We start from the raw sequence: 19655 nt of genomic DNA on the forward strand, positions 1-19655 counted from the left end.
AACGAATGACCGTCTACATCACTGATTCTATTAAACAAAGCTTTGTAAAGAGCCTACAAATCTTGATTTCTTATCCATCTGTTCTTCACGAAGGGGAGCAGGGGACACCTTTTGGACAAGCTATTCAAGACGTCCTAGAAAAGACGCTGGAAATCTGCCATGAACTTGGCTTTCGAACCTATATTGATCCCAAGGGCTATTATGGCTATGCCGAGGTTGGCGAGGGAGAGCTCCTTGCCATCCTCTGTCACTTGGATGTTGTACCTGCAGGAGATCTATCAGATTGGCAGACGCCACCATTTGAAGCAAGCATTAAAGAAGGAATCCTCTACGGAAGAGGGGCACAGGACGATAAAGGTCCTTCACTGTCAGCTCTCTACGCAGTGAAAAGCTTGCTTGACCAAGGCATCCAATTTAAGAAGCGCGTGCGTTTTATCTTTGGTACGGATGAAGAAACCCTTTGGAGATGTATGGCACGCTACAATGCCCTCGAAGAAACAGCCAGTATGGGATTCGCCCCTGATTCGTCATTTCCTTTGACATACGCTGAAAAGGGGCTCCTTCAAGTCAAGCTTCATGGCCCCGGCTCTGATCAACTCAAGCTCGATATCGGAGGTGCCTTTAATGTCGTACCAGACAAGGCAAGTTACCAAGGTCCTCTTTATGAAGCGGTTTGTAGAGGTTTAACAGAAGCTGGTTATGATTACCAAACTGCAGACCAAACAGTGACTGTTATCGGTTTGCCCAAACATGCCAAAGACGCTAGTCAGGGTATAAATGCCGTCATTCGACTAGCCAGTGTACTCGCAAACCTTCACTCACATCCTACTCTCCATTTTCTAAGCGACAAAGCCGGGCAGGACGGCAAAGGGCTGAAAATATTTGGGGAGGTCGCTGATGAACCGTCCGGTTCCCTTTCCTTTAATGTTGCGGGCTTGACTATCAATCCCGATAGCTCCGAGATTCGGATCGATATACGCATACCTGTGCTAGCAGATAAGGAGAAACTGGTGGCACAGCTCACTCAGTGCGCCAAAGACTACCAACTTGACTACCAAGAATTTGACTATCTAGCACCCCTCTATGTCGCAAGAGATAGCCAACTTGTTACTACCCTTATGCAAGTCTACCTAGAAAAAACCGGAGATAAAACTCCTCCTCTCTCATCAGGTGGTGCTACCTTTGCCCGCACCATGCCAAACTGTGTAGCCTTTGGCGCTCTTTTTCCAGGAGCACAACAAACTGAACATCAGGCAAATGAAGCAGCTGTCCTAGACGATCTTTATCGCGCTATGGACATCTACGCAGAGGCGGTTTACCGTCTCGCAACCTAACCAGATAAAGTTTCTACCAAAAAATCCCGCAGATTTGCGGGATTTTTTCTTACATCAATGCGCCAACATTTCTTGGGCGATTTCTTGACCAGATAGCTTATCTGGATAGTAGGTTGGCCAGTTATCCATCTCCTCAAAGAGAGCTTCTTGACTGGTGCCCCCAAAGAAGATATGGAAATGTTCTGCCTTGACTGGGGCGATATTGTGGTCGCTAAACTGAACATACTTGAATTGTCCAGCATCTACATCGGTCGCTTCAAAGAGGAAGCGCACCCCACGATTGCCTTTTTTATAGGTCAAGATTTTCTTGCCGACATACTTATACGTAAATTTCTTACTTTGTCCACCTTGAACAAACTCCATGGTATTGTCCGTGATATTAATCTTAGTCACATCTGTCTGATAGCCTTTTTGATAGTAGGCCTTGTACTCATCTTTGGTCATCTTGCCAGTCAACTTAGCCTTGTAGTCAAAGACTTGGTCAAAAGTTCCATCCTCAAGGAAAGGATAAACTGATTGCCAGTTTCCTGCATAGTCACTCAAGGCGCGGTCCTTGACATCTGCGTCCTCAAAGTAACCGTTGTGAACTGTCTTGGTGTTTTCTTCCTTCTCTGGCTCAATTTCCGGTCCTTCTTGATCTGTTGTCTGCTTGAGAGCCTTGAGGTTTTTCTCCATGATAGAGATATAGTCCTCACCAGCCTTGGTTGCTTCTTCTGTCAGACTTTCTAGCGGATTGAGCACATCTAGTTTGACACCCGTTTCTTTGGAAAGGGTATTGGCAAGGGCTTGAGAGGCATTCTCTTCAAAGTAGATATAGGAAATCTTGTTTTTCTTGATATACTCTGTCAATTCCGCCAAACGCGCTGCTGATGGTTCTGCATCTGGTGAGAGACCTGAGATTGATACTTGCTTGAGACCGTAGTCCAAAGCCAAGTATCGGAAGGCTGCATGCTGGGTCACGAAACTTTTTTGTTTAGCTTGAGACAAGCCATCTGTATAGGACTTGTCCAAGGCTTGTAACTTTTCAATATAGGCAGCGGCATTCTTTTCAAAAGCCTCTTTTTTATCAGGATAATCTGCTGACAAACTATCTCGGATATGCTCTACCAGCTTGATAGCACGTGCTGGTGAGAGCCATACATGAGGGTCATATTCGTGATGGTGACCTTCAGCACCGTGATCATGACCTTCCTCTTCTTCCTCTCCTCCTGGTAAGAGCAGCATATTGCCTGTCGCCTTGATGGTCTTGACTTTTTTCTTATCCAAGGATTCTAGCAATTTGGGAACCCAGGTCTCCATGTTTTCATTTTCATAGACAAAGGCATCTGCGTCTTGGATTTTGGCAACTGCCTTGGCGGATGGTTCGTAGTCGTGGGGTTCTGTCCCAGCACCGATTAGGAGTTCTACATTTGCGGTATCTCCCGCGACTTGCTTGGTAAATTCGTAGACAGGGTAAAAGGTTGTCACGATATTTAATTTCCCATCTGCCTGTTTTTGATTGGAACAAGCCACTAAAAACAGGGCACATAGACTAGCCAGTAGTAAGCTCAGTTTTTTCATTTCATTCTCCTATTTGATAAAACGTTTCAGTAGACTGACTAACAAAAAGACAGCTACAAAGATAATGGTGATACTAGCGCTGGCAGGTGTTTCCGCATAGTAGGAAATATAAAGTCCTGCCACCATTCCCAAAAAGCCAATAGCGCTGGCTAGTAACATAACGGATTTGAAGTTTTTCCCCAGACGAAGGGCAATACTAGCTGGCAAGACCATAATGGTCGATACCAAAAGAGCTCCTGCTGCTGGAATCATAAGGGCAATGGCCACTCCTGTCACCATGTTAAAGAGGATGGACATGGTACGAACTGGCAAGCCATCCACAAAGGCCGTATCCTCATCAAAAGTCAGGATATACATTGGTCGCAAGAACAAGAAAGTCAAGAGCAAAACGACCGCAGCAATGGCAAAGAGGAATATCACCTGCTCCTGGCTAATGGTCACAATCGAACCAAAGAGGTATTGATCCAGACTCATGGAACTCGAACTTTTCCCCTTACTCATCACGATAAGGGAGACTGCAAGCCCTGTCGACATGAGGATGGCAGTCCCGATTTCCATAAAGTTCTTGTAAACCGTACGGAGATACTCCAGAAAAACCGCTGCAATCAAGACAATAGCAATGGTTGAAATCGTTGGAGAAATTCCTAAAACCAGACCAAAGGCTACCCCTGATAGAGAAACGTGACTGAGGGTGTCGCTCATGAGACTCTGACGACGTAAGATAAGGAAGGTCCCAAGAACTGGAGAAAAGAGACTCATGGCAATGACAGCCAAAAAGGCTCGCTGCATAAAGTCATAGGATAACAAACTAAGCATGCTCCACCTCCTGGTCGCTTTCGTGAACGTTGAAACAACGCCATGGCGAATCTTGGTTACGAACTAGATGAATATTGCGATCCGCATAGTCCTTGACCTCTTCAGGGTCGTGCGTAATCATCAAAACGGCCTTGCCATGATGGTGGGCACTGTGGTGCATGAGTTCGTAAAATTCATTTTTGCTCCCCGCATCCATCCCTGTCGTCGGCTCATCCAAGACAAAGATATCTGGGTCAGAAGCAAACATCCGTGCAATAACCGCCCGTTGCTTTTGCCCACCAGAGAGGGAACCAATCCGTTTATCACGGTGTTCCCACATACCAACTGAGCCTAGACTAGCCTTGATATGCTCCTCATCGTGGGCATTCAAACGACGGAACCAGCCCTTTCTCGGATAGCGACCCGACTTGACAAATTCATAAACTGTACTTGGAAAACCAGCATTAAAACTGGCAATCTGCTGGGGAAGATAAGCTATCCTAAGCTTTTTCCCATGAGTGTTTGTCTTTGAGATGGTTACCTTGCCAAGTCTTGGCTGCAAGATGCCTAGACTAGCCTTGATCAGCGTCGTCTTGGCAGCTCCATTTTCACCAGTCAGGGTGACAAACTCCCCACTATCAACACTGTAGTTGATGTGCTCGAGGACAGGTTCTTTGTCATAATAGAAAGACAAGTCCTCTACTGTAATATACCGCATTATTTGATTTCTCCTACTAAAGCAGTTAAAAACCGCTGGATGACTTCTTGTTCATTTGGAGTAAACTGATTTGCTACTTGTTCATAGGCTGAGAGCGTGTGTTCATGATGATGGTGGTGTTCTGCCGCTACTGGTCGAGCTAGCTCTGTCAGTTTATAAAAGATCACACGCGCATCCTTGGGATCTCTGGATGTCTCTAACATACCCTCTTTGACCAAAGACTTGATAGCCTTGGTCACTGCCGCCTGACTGACATTGAGACGACGAGCCAACTCCGAGTTGGTTAAGGATTCTTCTGACAGGAGCATGAGGATGTGTTCCTGAGTATTGGTCAAGGCTACATCACTGGTACAATGCCCGATCAGAATTTCATGCTGGTTCTCAGATCTCAAGATCACCTCGTTTAAAAAGTTATCGATTTCCTGTGCAAGCTGTCTCATGTGTTACTCCTTCCCTATCTATCTTTTCCATAAAAAACTTAGATAGCCACCGATTCTTTACTGGTTAATTATATCATAAACCAAAAAAGAGTCAAGGGAAAAAGGCGTAAAAACGTTTCCCTAAACTCTTCTAGATGTGAAATTTAACCTATTTTAGCTTTGGTTTTCGGCTCGATAAGATACCTGCCAGACCAGCTACCATTCCCATCAAGAGCAAGAAGATGGATTGTTCACTTCCTGTATTTGGAAGAGCTTTTTCTGAGACAACTGCCTTCTTGCTAAATTGACCTGCCACCTCATAAGTAAGTGGTACATTCGTAGTCGCATCGCTAGCAGCTGCATTCGTTTGAGGAGTTTCTACTGGTAGACTAAAGTTTTTAGAATCCACAGAAATCGTCCGTGAGTTCGGATTGATCTTTTCATACTGGGTCAAATCAGCGGTTTTCAGATACTCTTCAAAAGCTGCATCCATAGATGGGCCTTCTTCACGCGCGCCACCTAACATCGTGTAGCCATCGCCACCCGCAGCTAGGAAATCATTGGTTGCAAGGTAGTAAATTTTTGCGAGGTCTAGGAGATCATAACGACCAGTCGTGCGGTTTTTGACCTGGATGGCCAAGACACGTTTACCTGATGGTAGATTGGTATCATAGTAAACCTTCACACCTGAAACTTGCAAGAAGCCACCACTTGGTTCTAGCAATGGTTGCCCGTTCTCATCCAAGACCTTCTTGCCATCCTTATCGACCTGCAAGATAGATCCGAGTGACTTTTCAAACATATCCAATACTTGTTGCCCAGTCACTTGGATTTGTGAGATGGTATTTCCAAATGGAAGAACAGCAATGACATTTCCTTTAGTGATCGGTTTGCCTTTTGCAATAGTTTCACGCAAGCCACCACCATTTGTCACAGCGATGTCAGTAGGATGGCTAAATCCTGTTTGACCATACTGATAGAGGGAGTCCGCTACGACGTTTCCGAGGTTGGTTTCACGAACCCGAACATTCTCACGATCTCCGTTGAGTTCTACAGGGCTGTTTGAAACGACTTCAACAGCATTTTCAGCATCGTATTTTTGTTTAATGTCTTTGACTAGTTTTTCAACTGTTGGATTGGCTGGTAATTTTTTAGCATCAGCAGCCGGAATCTGAGTTGGATTGCCCAAAAGCTGACGTGATTTGTAGGTGATTTTCCCTACATTATGAAGGTAGCTTCCTGTCTGGTTATAGGTAACATTGTCTCCATAAGTCGTTGATTCTACTGTATGAGAGTGACCGTCGATTACTGTTACGCGTTTCCCTTTCAAACGAGGATTTTTAGACAAGGCTTCTGCCAAAGTTGAACCACGCCATTCGACTGGAGTTGTAGTATCCACACCCAAGTGAGCCAGCACAACATAGTGTTTGTAGTCCTTACCTTCTGCACGAGCCTTGGCTTGAACTTCTTCGATGACCTTATTGACTTCAGAGATTGGATCTGTAAAGGTTACCCCTTTGACATTTTTAGGGTGAGTTTTGGTAGCTGTTTCAGGTGTTGTCACACCGATTACAACAAACTCATCACCTTCCACAGTCTTATCTTTATCAACGATTGTAGAAGCTTCAAAAAGACGAGCACCATTGACGTAGGTATTTGAACTAAGTAATGGGAATTTTAAGATTTCCTTGTATTTTTTAGCTTCGTCTAAACCAAAGTCAAACTCATGGTTTCCTACTGCCATGGCATCATACTGCATCTGATTGAGAATTTCGGCGCGTGCTTCACCCTTTGTAGAGTTGGAAATCGGTAAGCCTTGGAAGGCGTCTCCCGCATCTACGACGAGAGTCGTTTGATTTGATTTCGCGCGTTCCTGCTCGATGACAGTCGCTAGCTTGGCATCTCCAATAACTCCCTTTTCCTCTACGATACGACCGTGGACATCATTGGTGTGCAAGATAACGGTATCTTTTTCTTCGCTTTTAGGAGATTCAACAGGAGCTTCCTTTACTTCCGCCGATTCAGCACTTGTGGGAGTTGCCGCCTCAGTTGTTGGAGCTACAGGAGTTTCTGAAGTTGCTGAATTTGCTACAACTGCAGGGCTTTCTGCAGGGGCAGTTGCTTCTTCAGCATAGACTTGTCCAGCTAAGAAGGCTGGAGCTAACAGGGCTGTCGACAAGACAGGTAACAAAGAACGTTTGTTCATTTTAAAATCCCTTTCTTTTCTTCTTTTCTATTACATTATACGCTATTTCTGAAAAAATTTAAACTTTTGACCTATTTCTCTCTCAAATATTCGCTATTTAACAAAAAACCTGAACCAAAAAGTTCAAGTTTTTTCTTAATCTATTGAAAATCTTTGATTTTTCCATCATAGGTCGCCCAGTCCTTGCTGAAGAAGCGGTCATTCATTTTATAGTCTGGAGCTGGGGTCGGATCCGTTAAGAAGGGATTGACAACCTTATCAAAAGCTAGCCAACCCAACCAACCAATGTGAATCGTATCCTTGACAAAGTAGGGATCTCCACCTTTTTTAGAAAAGTCAGCAATGTTGGTGAAACCTTGACTTTCTAACTGGTAACGAATTTTTTCAACAGCATGTTGGTACATTTCCTCGCTGAGCCCTGTATGGGTCATCCATTTTTTATTGACAGGCTGGATCACAAAAAGGACATTGACCTTTGATTTGGCAAATTGATTGAGAACCAACTGCAAATCATTGTATTCAGACGACTTGAGGAAATTGTAATTTTTTTGATAGCCCTTATACTTCTCGAGGTAGTCTTTCACCTGAGTCTTATAAAATTGATTTTCAATTCCCATATCGTTATTATTGGTATTGGCTTCTGCATCCTTTCGAGCAATTTTTTCTAACTCCTCATAAGAAAATTGATCCGGAAGATCTTTTAAATAGTTCTCCACATGTTCCTTGTACTTGAGTTTTCCTCGAATGGAAAATTGTCCAAATAGTGAAGCCTGACGCTCATTAAAACGCGCAAAAGCCTTGATAATAGCACGATCAACCTCTGATAATTCCTCACCCTTTGACAACTTCTCAACGATACCCTTCATAGAGACTCCTGGATTTTGCTTTAAGAGACGTTTAGCCGCATGTTTGGCTGCAATATCTCCCGATTGATTTTCTAGAAAGGCTGTCAACTGATCGTTGTTAAAGTAATTTTGGAAGAAGGCTGGCTCATAGTCCTCCTCTGTAAACCACTGAGGGGAAATGACAAATACCGCCTGTTTTTCCTCGATTTCTGGTAAGATTTGCTGCATACCGAAATACTGGTTAAGCGAGGCCGCTCCTGCTTGTCCCAAAAAATAGGGCCGGTAGGGGCGACTATATTTCTCCGCCAAGACCGCAGGATGCATACTATCAAAACGAATCCACTCACTTGAGCCAAAAAAGGGAATAAAGCGCATATTTGGTTCCGTAAAGGCTCTCACTTTTTGACTTCTCTCTTTAAAGCTCTCCGAACTAATCGCTGCTGCAGAATATTTTTCTTCAGTCAAATTATGACTCGGATTGTTTGGATAGAAAAAGATTAGTAAGAAAACAAGAAAACTAGCAAGAAGCAGAGGGCCAAAGATTAACCACAAACGCTTAAGCATTCTGCAACTCCCTAATGCCTGCTACGATTTTATTGGCTGTATTCCAGTCGTCGCGACCGAACTCCGTCACTGGGACACGAATGTCAAAACGATTTTCAATCTCAACAATCAATTCAACCGTTCCCATGCTATCCAAGACACCTGCATCAAAGAGGTCCTCATCCATCATGTCAGAAACATCTTCCATAAACAACTCATCAATAATTTCGATAACTTCTGATTTGATATCCATATTTTATTTCCTTTTATTTTTTAAACCACAAATCATTCAAGAATCCAGAAAAGATCAAGAATGAAAACATGACGACATGGAAGGTAACAACCATGCCAAGCAACTGAATCCAGCGATTGTCAGGTAAGGCAGCCTTCCCAGCTTTTTTGCGTTCTTTATTGAGTGCTTTTTTCTTGCGAACCCAAGCGTCATTGATGACCAGTCCAATCCCATGAAAGAGTCCGTAGGCGATGTAGTACCAGGTCACTCCGTGCCAAAATCCCATAATCAGCATATTTACAATATAGGCGACACTTGAAGTCACATTGCGATTCTTAAAGACCTTCTTTCTGGTCAACACCATCACCATCCGCATAAAGACAAAGTCACGGAACCAAAAAGACAGGCTCATGTGCCAACGATTCCAAAACTCCTTTAAATCCCTTGACAAAAAGGGCTTGTTAAAGTTGATAGGGCTACGAATCCCCATTAAGTTTGAAATGGCTAAGGCAAACATAGAATAGCCTGCAAAATCAAAGAACAATTCCAAACCAAAGGTGTACATGACCGCTAGGGCATAATGGTTAAAGAAGCCACCAGTCTGCAGGGCCAAGTTCTTTAAAGGAGGTAGCAAAATCTCTCCTAGAATATGGGCCAAGATAAACTTGTAGAGAAAGCCTAGCATGATATACTTGACAGCCTCTTCTAGCATATCCATCAACTCTTCTCGCTCAGGAATGGTCTCGTAATTTTCATTGAAACGTTTAAAGCGATCGATAGGACCACTCGAGAAAGTCGGCATGAAGAGGAGAAATCGGAGAAATTCCCACAAGGTGAAATCCCTAATCACCCCATCTCTCAGCTCAATGATCATCCCAACCGAACGAAAGGTCAGGTAAGAGATTCCCAAAAAGCCAAGCAAGGACTGGGGAGCATGAATAGCAGGAGCTACTTTCACAAAGATAATCGGCAATAGAGATAAAAAGCTAACCAGATAAAAGACCCACTGACTATCCCGCTTTTTTCTGTATCTTTTGTAGGAAAAAACAAGTAGCAATTGCCAAACGACATAAAGAAGGAGAGCACTTATTTGATCAGTCTTCCCACCTGTCAACATGGCTAGGATAAAGAAGAGACTAACCAGCACCTCATACAAGGCAAAACGTTTCTTGAAAAAGAGGCCGATAAAGATGGGCAAGGTCGCACCGATGATGTATAGAAAATACTGTGGATTCCCATAAGGTTCCAAATGAGGAAACTGTTTGAAAAATTCCATCATCTATTGTTTACCTCGTTAATCAAGCCCTTGATGTCAATTTTCCCATTAGGAGTCAGCGGTAGGCTGTCTCGGTATAGGAATTTAGACGGCATCATATAGGACATCATGATATCAGCCAAGTCTTCCTTGATAGCCTTGGTAATATCGATATCACGTTCAAACTGCTGACGGACACCGTCCTTTAGAATCACATAGGCCAGTAGATTCTGTACCTTGTGGTCCTTGTTATAACGTGGGACAGCAACTGCCGAATCAATATATTTTGATTTATTAAGATTTTGTGAAACATCTTCAAGCTCAATACGATAACCATTAAACTTAATCTGGAAGTCCATCCGTCCACCGTAGAGAAGCAAGCCCTCATCTGTCATAGTTCCCACATCTCCTGTGTGGTAGGCTGGAAGTCCTTCGAACTCAAAGAAGGCCTCTGCCGTTTTTTCAGGATTGTTTATATAGCCTTTTGAAACAGCTGGTCCAGAAATGATGATTTCTCCCTGCTCACCATTTGGAACTTTCTTACCTTCCTCATCAAGGATAAAGGTCGGAGAATCCGCCTTGGTATAGCCGATTGGCAGGCGTTTGAGAGTCGCCAACATCTCATCTGTCACGGCAACTGCTGATAGGGCTACTGTCGCTTCTGTTGGTCCGTAGGCATTGATGATACGGGCATTTGGGAAACGCTCACGCAGTTTTTGCGCTGTTTTGACAGTTAATTCTTCCCCATCAAAGTAGAAATGCGTGATTCCTGGCATTTTCTCACTATTAAAGTCTTCTGACAACATAGCCATATCTGCAAAGGAAGGCGTCGAAGTCCAGATAGCGATGGGCAAGGAAAAGATGGTCGCAAAGAGTTTTTTGAAGTCCTGAGTAATGGCTGAAGGAAGAGCGAAAAGTGTACCACCTAGTGCCAAGGTTGGTGCCCAGTACATAACAGACAGGTCAAAAGAATAAGGCGGCTGGGCCAGCATTTGCGGACGACTCGGCGTCTCAAACTCTTTATCTGTAATCATCCAGTTGGTAAAGCTGAGGAGATTGTCATGGGAAATCTGCACTCCTTTTGGCTTACCAGTCGTCCCAGATGTAAAGATGATGTAGTAGTTGTCATCTCCTTTTACTGGATGCGTGATGGTATAGCTGGAACGTCGAGAAAAGGCTTCATGGACTTGCTCTAAATTCAGTGTTGGTATACTTGTCTGCTCTAATGGAAAATCTGAGATAGCAATAATCAAGCTCGGTTCTGCTACTTCTACGATAGCAGCTACCCGTTCTAAGGCTGAATGGCTATCGATGGGAATATAGGCATGACCTGACTTGGTTAGGGCCACAAAGGTAGCCAACATCTCATACTCCTGCCCGCCATAGACAACAACAGGAGATTTTTCTGGCAAATTCAACTGATCAATGGTTGCAGCCAAACTATCCGAATCAGCCTTCAGATCACCATAAGTATGCTCTTGCCCCAAAACATTGTAAACAGGATAACTAGCTTGTGTCTGAGCAAAGCGCTCAATCGTTTCAATCATATCAACTATTGGTTTATTTGACACAATAGATTTTCTCCTTTGAATTAAAATTCATTATAGATAAAGCCGCCTTGTCCCTGTCCAAGGTAACTAAAAAAATATAGCAAGCCTAGTAAAATAACAAAATACAGGAATGTTTGAGCCCAAAAAATATAAAATGTTCTCTTTTTTTTCATATTCGACTTCTTTTCTGTAAACTTTCAGGAATATTGTGCAAATAAGCACTTACTATCTTATCTTTTTACCATTTTACCACTTTATGATGCTAATTTTCAACTGTTTACCGTCACTTAAAAGTTGGTTTTAGCTTATTTTAAGACAAGTTAAGATATTAATGTTTTGGCCATCAAAAAAGAGCCTGAGACTCCCATCTCAAACTCTGTTGCAAAAAGCTCTTTTATCTTAGAAAAGTGAAAATACGAGGACTGCCAAGGCTGCACCGATAACAGGTCCTACAACAGGAATCCAAGCATAAGACCAGTCTCCGTCTCCCTTATTTGAAATCGGAAGGATACTGTGCATGATGCGAGGACCGAGGTCACGAGCTGGGTTCAAGGCATAACCAGTTGTCCCACCTAGTGAAAGACCGATACCGACAATCAAGGTCCCCACTGCAAAGGTCCCTAATCCTGCCTGAAGGTCATAGAGCCCCAAGGCAAAGATTGTCAAGAGCAAAACAAAAGTTCCAAGGATTTCGCTAACCAAGTTGGATACTGTGTTCTTGATTGCTGGTCCAGTACTAAAGGTCGCTAGGATATTGCCTGCATTTTCTTCTGCATCATAGTGTGGTTTGAATTGCAACCAAACTAAAATTTGAGCAAGCATCGCTCCAGCGAACTGAGCTAGGATATATGGGAATACTGAAGCCCAAGGCAAGTCACCTTTTAAGGCTACACCAAGCGTCACAGCTGGGTTTAAGTGTGCAGGACTAAGTTTGCCAGATACAAAGACGGCAACCGCAACGGCGATCCCCCATCCCATCGTGATGACGATCCACCCTGAATTGTTACTCTTGGTTTTAGGAAGAACCACACCTGCTACAACACCATTTCCTAGGAGGATAAGGATCAAAGTCCCCAAAAATTCTCCAAATAATTCTTTCATCATATCGTTGTCTCCATTTAAAAGAAGGAAAGAGAAGGCAAGGAAGGCCTACCTCCCTCTCTTCTAGTTTTTCTTAATTTTTTAATGCCACTAGATCATTTTGAGCAAGAGCTGCTTCAACATCCGCACGGTAGGCTGCTTTTTCTTCTTCTGACCAGTCATAGAATCGTCCCATTTCATCCAGAACTGGCTCCACAATGCTATCCAAACTATCACGCATAAAGAGCATGTGGTTGGTACGGCGAAGGAGGAAGTCAACTGGGCTCAGAGCCAACTCATTGCGCATTGCATAGTGAAGGGACAAGGTATCTGCCAAGCTGAGTCCTGCCGCTTGTTCCAAGCTGTGAGCAAGGGCAAAGACCTTCGGTGCATTTGAACCGTATAGATTTGCGAGATAGTGAGCTTCCTTGCTATCCAAGCCACGTGACACTCCAAGTTGAGCAAAGGCTTCAATTTCTGAGTCCACATTTGCTGGGTTCAATTCTCCACCTGAAACAGGATAAGTTTTCGAGTTGATGAGTTTAAAGCTACGGTCAAATTCTGCTTTGAGGATGTCAACCACGCGCTCCATAGCCCCTTCAGCCATCTTACGGTAGTCTGTGATTTTACCACCAGCAAGGGTCAAGAGGCCATTGTCATCACGGTCCAAGCTCGAACCACGAGAAACTGCAGATGGGTCCAAATGTTTCTCAGATGTGCTGCTTTCAAGCTTGCTAACAGCAGATTCAACATCTTCACGCGTTTTTTCTTTCGATAGATAAGCCTCGACAGTCGCAATCAAGCTATTGAAGCTTTCGTCGCTAATGGTACCGTTATTTCCGCCATTGTAGTCAGAAGCGCTATTGCCTGCGATCAATGGACGAAGACCAGCCCAGCTACTTTCGATATCATCAATGGTGATGTTTGCTTCTGGGAAGCGGTTGTTGACAATGCCAAGTAGATAATCTACATCTTCCTGCGTCACTTTTGGATGTTCCAAATCACCTGTGTAGTCTGTATCGGTTGTACCAAAGTAGGTCTTGTTTTCACGTGGGAGAACAAAGACCATACGACCATCTCCCAAACCTGTGTCAAAGTAAACTGGCTGTGAAACCTTGATCTTACTTGAATCCACTACCAAGTGAACTCCCTTGGTTGGACGCATTTGTGAGAATTGCGTTCCCTTATTAGACAGATTGCGTACCTTGTCGCTCCATGGACCTGTCGTGTTGATAACCAGACGAGCCTTGATCTCAAAGACTTGGTCTGTCAACAAATCACGAGCTACAACACCTGTAATCTTGCCACTTTCGTCAAAGAGGAAACCTTCTGCCTTAACGTGGTTGGCAATGAGGGCACCATCTTGGTTGGCACGTTTGATGTTTTCAATCACGAGACGCGCATCATTGTTACGGAAGTCAAGGTAAACCCCACCTCCTACCAAGCCTTCTTTCTTCAAGTTTGGCTGGCGTTCCAAGACTTCTTCCTTACTCAAGACCTTGTTAGCAGCTGGCGTATTGCTAACACCTGCCAAAAGGTCGTACAAGTCCATGGCTACTTTAAGACGGAAGAGGCTAAAGGTCGCTCCATCTTCGTCGTAAACTGGCAAGAGCATTGGATCTGGTTTTGGAATATGTGGAGCGATTTGTTGAACCACTGCACGTTCAGAAACTGTATCTGATACCACTTCCACGTCGAATTGTTTGAGGTAACGCAGACCTCCGTGGACCAATTTTGTTGAACGACTAGATGTTCCTTCTGCGAAGTCCTGCATTTCAATCAATCCAGTGTCAAGACCACTAGCTGCTGCCTGCAAAGCTACACCAGCTCCTGTAATCCCTCCACCAATAATCAAGAGATCCAAGGTGCGTTCCTGCATTTTTTTAATTGACAATTCACGTGTTTTCTTTGAAAATTCCATATTTACACACTTTCTAACTGAGTCGCTTTATTCTTTCAGTATTAGTCATCGATTTCCGCAAAGACTTGCGTTGCTTTCACAGCCTTCTTCCAGCCCTTATAGAGTTGTTCCTTACGAGATTCGTTCATCGATGGTTCGAAGAGTTCTCCTGTCTCGTTCAAGAGTTTCAACTCATCCAAGTCCTTCCAGTAGCCCACTGACAATCCTGCCAGGAAGGCTGCACCTAGGGCAGTTGTTTCCAAGTTTTTAGCGCGTGCTATATCAATTCCCAAGATGTCAGCTTGGAACTGCATGAGGAAGTTGTTCATGGCTGCACCACCATCTACCTTCAAGACTTGGATCGCTGTCTGCGCATCCACTTGCATGGTGTCAATGATGTCACGTACTTGATAAGCGATGGATTGCAAAGTCGCCTTGATAAAGTCTTCTTTAGTTGTTCCACGAGTCAAGCCAAAGACAGATCCTCGAGCGTTTTGGTTCCAGTATGGTGCCCCTAGACCTGTAAAGGCAGGTACGACATAGACTTCGTCATTATTGTGAGAATTGAGAGCATATTTTTCAGACTCTGGTGAGTTTTCCACCATGCGAAGACCGTCACGAAGCCACTGAATGGCACTTCCTGCGATGAAGATAGAACCTTCCAAGGCATAGTAAACCTTGCCGTTAATTCCATAACCAATCGTTGTCAAGAGGTTGTTCTCAGACAACTGCATCTCTTCACCAGTGTTCATGATGATGAAGGAACCAGTTCCGTAAGTATTCTTAACCATACCAGGATCAAAAGCCAACTGACCAAAGAGGGCTGCTTGTTGGTCACCAGCCATACCAGAGATTGGTACTTCTCCACCGTAGAAATGGAATGGAGCTGTCTTGCCATAGATTTCAGAGTTAGAACGAACTTCTGGAAGCATAGCCTTAGGAATATTAAGGATTTCTAAAATCTCATCATCCCATTTAAGATCCTTGATGTTGTAGAGCATGGTACGGGCTGCGTTGGAGTAATCAGTCACGTGAGCTGCGCCGTCAGTCAATTTCCAAACCAGCCAAGTATCAATGGTACCAAAGAGCAATTCACCCTTTTCAGCTCGCTCTTGAGCACCTTCTACATGGTCTAAAATCCAACGAACCTTAGTCGCTGAGAAGTAAGCGTCAATAATCAAACCAGTCTTTTCATGGAATTTTTCCACATAACCTTGGCTTTTCAGTTGCTCAGCCAAAGGAGCAGTTTGGCGTGATTGCCAAACGATAGCATTGTAGATAGGGAGCCCTGTTTTCTTATCCCAGACGACAGTTGTTTCACGTTGGTTGGTAATCCCGATTGCCTCGATTTGGTTTGGTTTCACACCGCTTTCGATGAAGGCACCCGCAATAACTGACTGAACCGAGTTCCAAATTTCATTGGCATTGTGCTCAACCCAACCTGCTTGAGGGAAAATCTGAGTGAACTCTTTTTGACTAGAGCTGACCTTTTCTCCTTTTTTGTTAAAAATGATGGCGCGAGAACTGGTCGTTCCTTGGTCAATAGCCATGATGTATTTTTCTTGTGACATGTGCTGTCCTCCTGATAAAATCTTGAGGGGGTTCCTCTTTACAGTAACTAGTATACAAAATAAAGCGCTTTCTTGTTTATCAATTTTTTTAAAATTTTTAAAAAAAGTGAGGAGATTGTGCGAATTTCACAAAAAAAGACCTGAAAATTCAGGCCTTTTAAGCAAAGAGCATCTGACGAATCTTCGCCAAATCTTCCATATCCAAATCATTTTTCAAATAGTAGATAGGTGTCTGTTCTTTCTTATGGATAGGGTTATTGGTAACCAGCAAGTCATAATGACGAGTACGGTCATAGGCTTCGATGCTAATGAAGCGATTGTACTCCAAATATCGTTTTAAAAGGGCTGACATTCTCGAAAAAACAAGGAAGCCTGCTGTTAGATCTAGCCCTATTCTCAGATGTTGACCACCATTTTCTGCCATATACTCGATCAACTGGAGCCATTCCCAGAGGATTTTCTTATCCAAATCCGTCCCCTGATGAAAGGCTGGCAAGGAGGCGAAAATTTTCTGAGCAATATCTCGAAAGTCATGCTCCATCAGCAAATAAGGGTGCCGATGCTCAATCTGATACTTGTATCGATCTTGCAAGATATAGCCCTTATAGAGATAAACTTGACCACAAAGCTGACTCAGTTCATAAGTGATATGGTCCTCTGTGTAGTCCCCCAGCAACTTCTCCTTCTTCATTTCCTGGATCATTTGTGTCAGTAAAGCTGCAAGTTCTCCCCCAAAACCGAGGATGTACTCCATGGTATGAAGGGGCAAAATGCGATGAGACAAGAGGAAAGAGAAGAAAATCATCATCTCCCCATCCTCAGTTCCTAGAGGAATGTGCTGCCCACCAAAAAAAGAAGAAGCCTTGCCAAGTAGACGAAGGTAGAAAATATTGTCAAAATACCCTCGCATTTTTTCTTCTATGACTTGAAATTGACAGGCGTTAACTCGAAGACGCTGTTGACTGATATGAGTCCAGAGAACCAAGTCTAATTTCTGACCCGAAGACAAGCTAGCACCGCAGATTTCTTCTAGGGTAGCAATATCCTGCTTTCTCTCCGCTTTCTGCATATGACTTTCCCACTCCTGACTGGACCAGACCTTGCGGAAAAGGCAGAAATAAAAGTAACGAATCTGATGCTCTGGACCTCGCCAACGACCATTTTGGATGGATAAGTCAAACTCTGACAAAATATGATTCAAGCTAGACAAATGGCGACCAAGCGTGGCTTCGCTAATCATCAATTCTTGAGCCAGTTGATGGGCTAGGAACTGTTGGTGATAGAGAAGGTAAACCAAAATTTGGTACTTAATGGCATTGTCTAAAAACAAGCTCCGAATCTCTCTCCCCTTTGTGGCAGTACCGACAGACAGACGCAGACTTTCATCATCCAAGTGGATGGTCAGCTCTAACCCTCTTTCCAAGGCATTTTCGTTAATCAGAGAGATGTACTTGGTTAGAGTCGCCTTTGAAAAGCCTGTTTCTTCCATGGCTTCCTTGACGGTTGTCTGCGAATCTTGTAACAGAAAGGAAAGGACTAAAAATTGACCAGATTCGGCTTTTTCCATCAAATCACCTAAATACATTTGTTACCCCTTTCATTTTCTTCTTCAAGAATAGCATAAATCTTAGAAATGCGGAAATAATCTGTTTCTCATTTTATTTTAAAGCCGATTTCCTCGTCCTTATTCCACAGAAACAGCAAACACACGACTCCCCCTTTGGGCATTTTTATGCTAAAATAGTAGCTATGGATAAAATTATTAAAACTATATCAGAAAGCGGTTCTTTTCGTGCTTTCGTCCTTGATAGCACGGAAACTGTCCGCACTGCTCAAGAAAAACATCAAACTCAAGCCAGTTCAACTGTCGCACTTGGCCGTACCCTTATCGCTAGCCAAATTCTTGCAGCCAATGAAAAAGGAAATACCAAACTAACAGTTAAAGTTCTGGGAACGAGCTCTCTCGGTGCCATTATCACAGTTGCAGATACCAAGGGTAACGTCAAAGGCTACGTTCAAAATCCAGGTGTTGACATCAAAAAGACTGCAACGGGTGAAGTCCTTGTTGGACCTTTTGTCGGCAATGGTCAATTTCTCGTTATCACAGACTACGGTACTGGAAATCCTTACAACTCCATGACACCTCTCATCTCTGGGGAAATCGGTGAAGACTTGGCATACTACCTGACTGAAAGTCAACAAACGCCTTCAGCCGTCGGCCTCAATGTTCTTTTGGATAAAGACGACAAGGTCAAAGTCGCAGGTGGCTTCCTTCTCCAAGTCTTGCCAGGAGCCAAGGAAGAAGAGATTGCTCGCTTTGAGAAACGCATCCAAGAAATGCCAGCCATCTCAACCCTTCTGGAAAGCGATGACCATATTGAAGCCCTTCTCAAGGCCATCTATGGTGACGAATCCTACAAACGCCTATCTGAAGAAGAAATTCGTTTCCAATGTGACTGCAGCAAAGACCGTTTTATGAACGCTCTTGCCAGCCTTCCAAATTCAGATCTTGAAGAAATGAAAGAGGAAGACCACGGGGCAGAAATCACTTGTCAATTCTGCCAAACTACTTACAACTTTGATGAAAACGACCTGGAGGAACTCATTCGTGACAAATCTTAATACACCTTTTATGATTGGCAATGTTGAGATTCCCAATCGTACCGTTTTAGCACCCATGGCTGGTGTCACCAACTCAGCCTTTCGTACCATCGCAAAAGAGCTCGGGGCTGGACTCGTTGTTATGGAAATGGTCTCTGATAAGGGAATCCAATACAATAACGAAAAAACCCTGCACATGCTTCATATCGATGAAGGTGAGAATCCCGTTTCTATCCAACTTTTTGGTAGTGATGAAGACAGTCTCGCTCGCGCAGCAGAATTCATTCAAGAAAACACCAAGACCGATATCGTCGATATCAACATGGGCTGCCCAGTTAACAAAATCGTGAAGAACGAAGCTGGTGCTATGTGGCTCAAGGACCCAGATAAGATCTACTCTATTATCAACAAGGTCCAATCTGTCCTTGATATCCCCCTCACCGTCAAAATGCGCACTGGCTGGTCTGACCCATCTCTTGCAGTAGAAAATGCCCTCGCTGCTGAAGCAGCAGGTGTTTCTGCCCTCGCCATGCATGGCCGTACCCGTGAACAAATGTATACAGGTCACGCAGACCTCGAGACCCTTCACAAGGTCGCTCAAGCCTTGACCAAGATTCCCTTCATCGCAAACGGTGATATCCGTACTGTCCAAGAAGCCAAGCAACGCATAGAAGAAGTCGGTGCTGACGCAGTCATGATTGGCCGTGCTGCCATGGGAAATCCTTACCTCTTCAACCAAATCAACCATTACTTTGAAACAGGAGAAATTCTCCCTGATTTGACCTTTGAAGACAAGATGAAAATTGCCTACGAACACTTGAAACGCTTGATTAACCTCAAAGGAGAAAACGTCGCAGTTCGTGAATTCCGTGGCCTCGCTCCTCATTACCTCCGTGGAACATCTGGCGCTGCCAAACTCCGTGGAGCCATTTCGCAAGCTAGCACCCTAGCAGAGATTGAAGCCCTCTTGCAATTAGACAAAGCATAATAGAAAAAACCGTAACTCGCTTGGAGTTTACGGTTTTTTTAGATTCTAGGAAATCCTA

At 43.9% G+C, this 19655-nt stretch carries 17 protein-coding genes; 3 read left to right on the forward strand and 14 right to left on the reverse strand.

Annotated elements, in window-relative coordinates; all coding sequences use genetic code 11:
* The first annotated feature begins 5 nt into the window (after positions 1 to 5).
* Positions 6 to 1334 (forward strand): dipeptidase, encoded by a 1329-nt coding sequence (locus tag SNAG_RS09225; protein ID WP_096408647.1) that lies wholly within the window; start codon positions 6 to 8, stop codon positions 1332 to 1334.
* 54 nt (positions 1335 to 1388) lie between these two features.
* On the opposite strand, the gene SNAG_RS09230 is transcribed toward SNAG_RS09225, so the two are convergent.
* From SNAG_RS09230 to SNAG_RS09295, 14 genes are all read right to left on the reverse strand, one after another.
* Positions 1389 to 2894 carry a zinc ABC transporter substrate-binding protein AdcA gene (locus tag SNAG_RS09230; RefSeq protein ID WP_096408650.1) on the reverse strand — a complete coding sequence of 502 codons (1506 nt, stop codon included), beginning with the start codon at positions 2892 to 2894 and terminating at the stop codon, positions 1389 to 1391.
* 9 nt (positions 2895 to 2903) lie between these two features.
* A complete protein-coding gene (locus SNAG_RS09235) occupies positions 2904 to 3710 on the reverse strand; it encodes a metal ABC transporter permease (RefSeq protein ID WP_000950023.1) in 807 nt (268 codons plus the stop codon).
* Entirely contained in the window at positions 3703 to 4407 is a 705-nt protein-coding gene (locus tag SNAG_RS09240; protein WP_096408652.1) for a metal ABC transporter ATP-binding protein, read from the reverse strand. Before SNAG_RS09240 ends, SNAG_RS09235 begins: the two co-directional genes overlap by 8 nt.
* Positions 4407 to 4847, reverse strand: a complete 441-nt coding sequence (adcR, locus tag SNAG_RS09245; RefSeq protein WP_001249321.1) for a zinc-dependent transcriptional regulator AdcR — start codon at positions 4845 to 4847, stop codon at positions 4407 to 4409. The genes SNAG_RS09240 and adcR overlap by 1 nt, the downstream gene beginning before the upstream one ends.
* Before the next feature lie 148 nt (positions 4848 to 4995).
* Positions 4996 to 7032, reverse strand: a complete 2037-nt coding sequence (gene nt5e, locus SNAG_RS09250) for a cell surface ecto-5'-nucleotidase Nt5e (RefSeq protein ID WP_096408655.1) — start codon at positions 7030 to 7032, stop codon at positions 4996 to 4998.
* Between the two features lie 140 nt (positions 7033 to 7172).
* Positions 7173 to 8441, reverse strand: coding sequence for a D-alanyl-lipoteichoic acid biosynthesis protein DltD (dltD, locus tag SNAG_RS09255; RefSeq protein WP_096408657.1), 1269 nt, complete (start codon positions 8439 to 8441; stop codon positions 7173 to 7175).
* A complete protein-coding gene (gene dltC, locus SNAG_RS09260; protein ID WP_061853292.1) occupies positions 8434 to 8673 on the reverse strand; it encodes a D-alanine--poly(phosphoribitol) ligase subunit DltC in 240 nt (79 codons plus the stop codon). The genes dltD and dltC overlap by 8 nt, the downstream gene beginning before the upstream one ends.
* A 13-nt stretch (positions 8674 to 8686) precedes the next feature.
* The gene (gene dltB / locus SNAG_RS09265) at positions 8687 to 9931 is read right to left on the reverse strand and encodes a D-alanyl-lipoteichoic acid biosynthesis protein DltB (protein WP_096408660.1); all 1245 of its coding nucleotides are present in this window, start codon (positions 9929 to 9931) and stop codon (positions 8687 to 8689) included.
* Positions 9928 to 11478: a D-alanine--poly(phosphoribitol) ligase subunit DltA gene (dltA, locus tag SNAG_RS09270; RefSeq protein ID WP_096408662.1), complete on the reverse strand. Its 1551-nt coding sequence runs from the start codon at positions 11476 to 11478 to the stop codon at positions 9928 to 9930. The genes dltB and dltA overlap by 4 nt, the downstream gene beginning before the upstream one ends.
* 20 nt (positions 11479 to 11498) lie before the next feature.
* Positions 11499 to 11630, reverse strand: coding sequence for a teichoic acid D-Ala incorporation-associated protein DltX (locus SNAG_RS09275; protein WP_061407648.1), 132 nt, complete (start codon positions 11628 to 11630; stop codon positions 11499 to 11501).
* A gap of 226 nt (positions 11631 to 11856) precedes the next feature.
* Complete coding sequence (locus tag SNAG_RS09280) at positions 11857 to 12561, reverse strand: MIP/aquaporin family protein (RefSeq protein ID WP_096408665.1); 705 nt, start codon at positions 12559 to 12561, stop codon at positions 11857 to 11859.
* A gap of 70 nt (positions 12562 to 12631) precedes the next feature.
* Positions 12632 to 14458, reverse strand: coding sequence for a type 1 glycerol-3-phosphate oxidase (glpO, locus tag SNAG_RS09285; RefSeq protein WP_096408668.1), 1827 nt, complete (start codon positions 14456 to 14458; stop codon positions 12632 to 12634).
* 41 nt (positions 14459 to 14499) lie between these two features.
* Entirely contained in the window at positions 14500 to 16008 is a 1509-nt protein-coding gene (glpK, locus tag SNAG_RS09290; RefSeq protein WP_061853297.1) for a glycerol kinase GlpK, read from the reverse strand.
* A 157-nt stretch (positions 16009 to 16165) separates the two neighbouring features.
* Entirely contained in the window at positions 16166 to 17593 is a 1428-nt protein-coding gene (locus SNAG_RS09295) for a helix-turn-helix domain-containing protein (protein ID WP_096408670.1), read from the reverse strand.
* Positions 17594 to 17757: 164 nt separating this feature from the next.
* On the opposite strand from SNAG_RS09295, the gene hslO reads away from it, so the two are divergent.
* Both hslO and dusB read left to right on the forward strand, forming a co-directional pair.
* On the forward strand, positions 17758 to 18630 hold the full coding sequence (hslO, locus tag SNAG_RS09300) for an Hsp33 family molecular chaperone HslO (protein ID WP_096408673.1): 873 nt from the start codon (positions 17758 to 17760) through the stop codon (positions 18628 to 18630).
* Positions 18617 to 19597, forward strand: coding sequence for a tRNA dihydrouridine synthase DusB (gene dusB / locus SNAG_RS09305; protein ID WP_000183317.1), 981 nt, complete (start codon positions 18617 to 18619; stop codon positions 19595 to 19597). Before hslO ends, dusB begins: the two co-directional genes overlap by 14 nt.
* The last annotated feature ends 58 nt before the right edge of the window (positions 19598 to 19655 follow it).

The sequence above is a fragment of the Streptococcus sp. NPS 308 genome, assembly GCF_002355895.1.
GTDB lineage: Bacteria > Bacillota > Bacilli > Lactobacillales > Streptococcaceae > Streptococcus.

Bases quoted from the DNA above. Each gene is read 5' to 3' on its own strand.
- SNAG_RS09225 (WP_096408647.1), top strand. From the start codon at position 6: ATGACCGTCTACATCACTGATTCTATTAAACAAAGCTTTGTAAAGAGC.
- SNAG_RS09230 (WP_096408650.1), bottom strand. From the start codon at position 2,894: ATGAAAAAACTGAGCTTACTACTGGCTAGTCTATGTGCCCTGTTTTTA.
- SNAG_RS09235 (WP_000950023.1), bottom strand. From the start codon at position 3,710: ATGCTTAGTTTGTTATCCTATGACTTTATGCAGCGAGCCTTTTTGGCT.
- SNAG_RS09240 (WP_096408652.1), bottom strand. From the start codon at position 4,407: ATGCGGTATATTACAGTAGAGGACTTGTCTTTCTATTATGACAAAGAA.
- adcR (WP_001249321.1), bottom strand. From the start codon at position 4,847: ATGAGACAGCTTGCACAGGAAATCGATAACTTTTTAAACGAGGTGATC.
- nt5e (WP_096408655.1), bottom strand. From the start codon at position 7,032: ATGAACAAACGTTCTTTGTTACCTGTCTTGTCGACAGCCCTGTTAGCT.
- dltD (WP_096408657.1), bottom strand. From the start codon at position 8,441: ATGCTTAAGCGTTTGTGGTTAATCTTTGGCCCTCTGCTTCTTGCTAGT.
- dltC (WP_061853292.1), bottom strand. From the start codon at position 8,673: ATGGATATCAAATCAGAAGTTATCGAAATTATTGATGAGTTGTTTATG.
- dltB (WP_096408660.1), bottom strand. From the start codon at position 9,931: ATGATGGAATTTTTCAAACAGTTTCCTCATTTGGAACCTTATGGGAAT.
- SNAG_RS09275 (WP_061407648.1), bottom strand. From the start codon at position 11,630: ATGAAAAAAAAGAGAACATTTTATATTTTTTGGGCTCAAACATTCCTG.
- SNAG_RS09280 (WP_096408665.1), bottom strand. From the start codon at position 12,561: ATGATGAAAGAATTATTTGGAGAATTTTTGGGGACTTTGATCCTTATC.
- glpO (WP_096408668.1), bottom strand. From the start codon at position 14,458: ATGGAATTTTCAAAGAAAACACGTGAATTGTCAATTAAAAAAATGCAG.
- glpK (WP_061853297.1), bottom strand. From the start codon at position 16,008: ATGTCACAAGAAAAATACATCATGGCTATTGACCAAGGAACGACCAGT.
- SNAG_RS09295 (WP_096408670.1), bottom strand. From the start codon at position 17,593: ATGTATTTAGGTGATTTGATGGAAAAAGCCGAATCTGGTCAATTTTTA.
- hslO (WP_096408673.1), top strand. From the start codon at position 17,758: ATGGATAAAATTATTAAAACTATATCAGAAAGCGGTTCTTTTCGTGCT.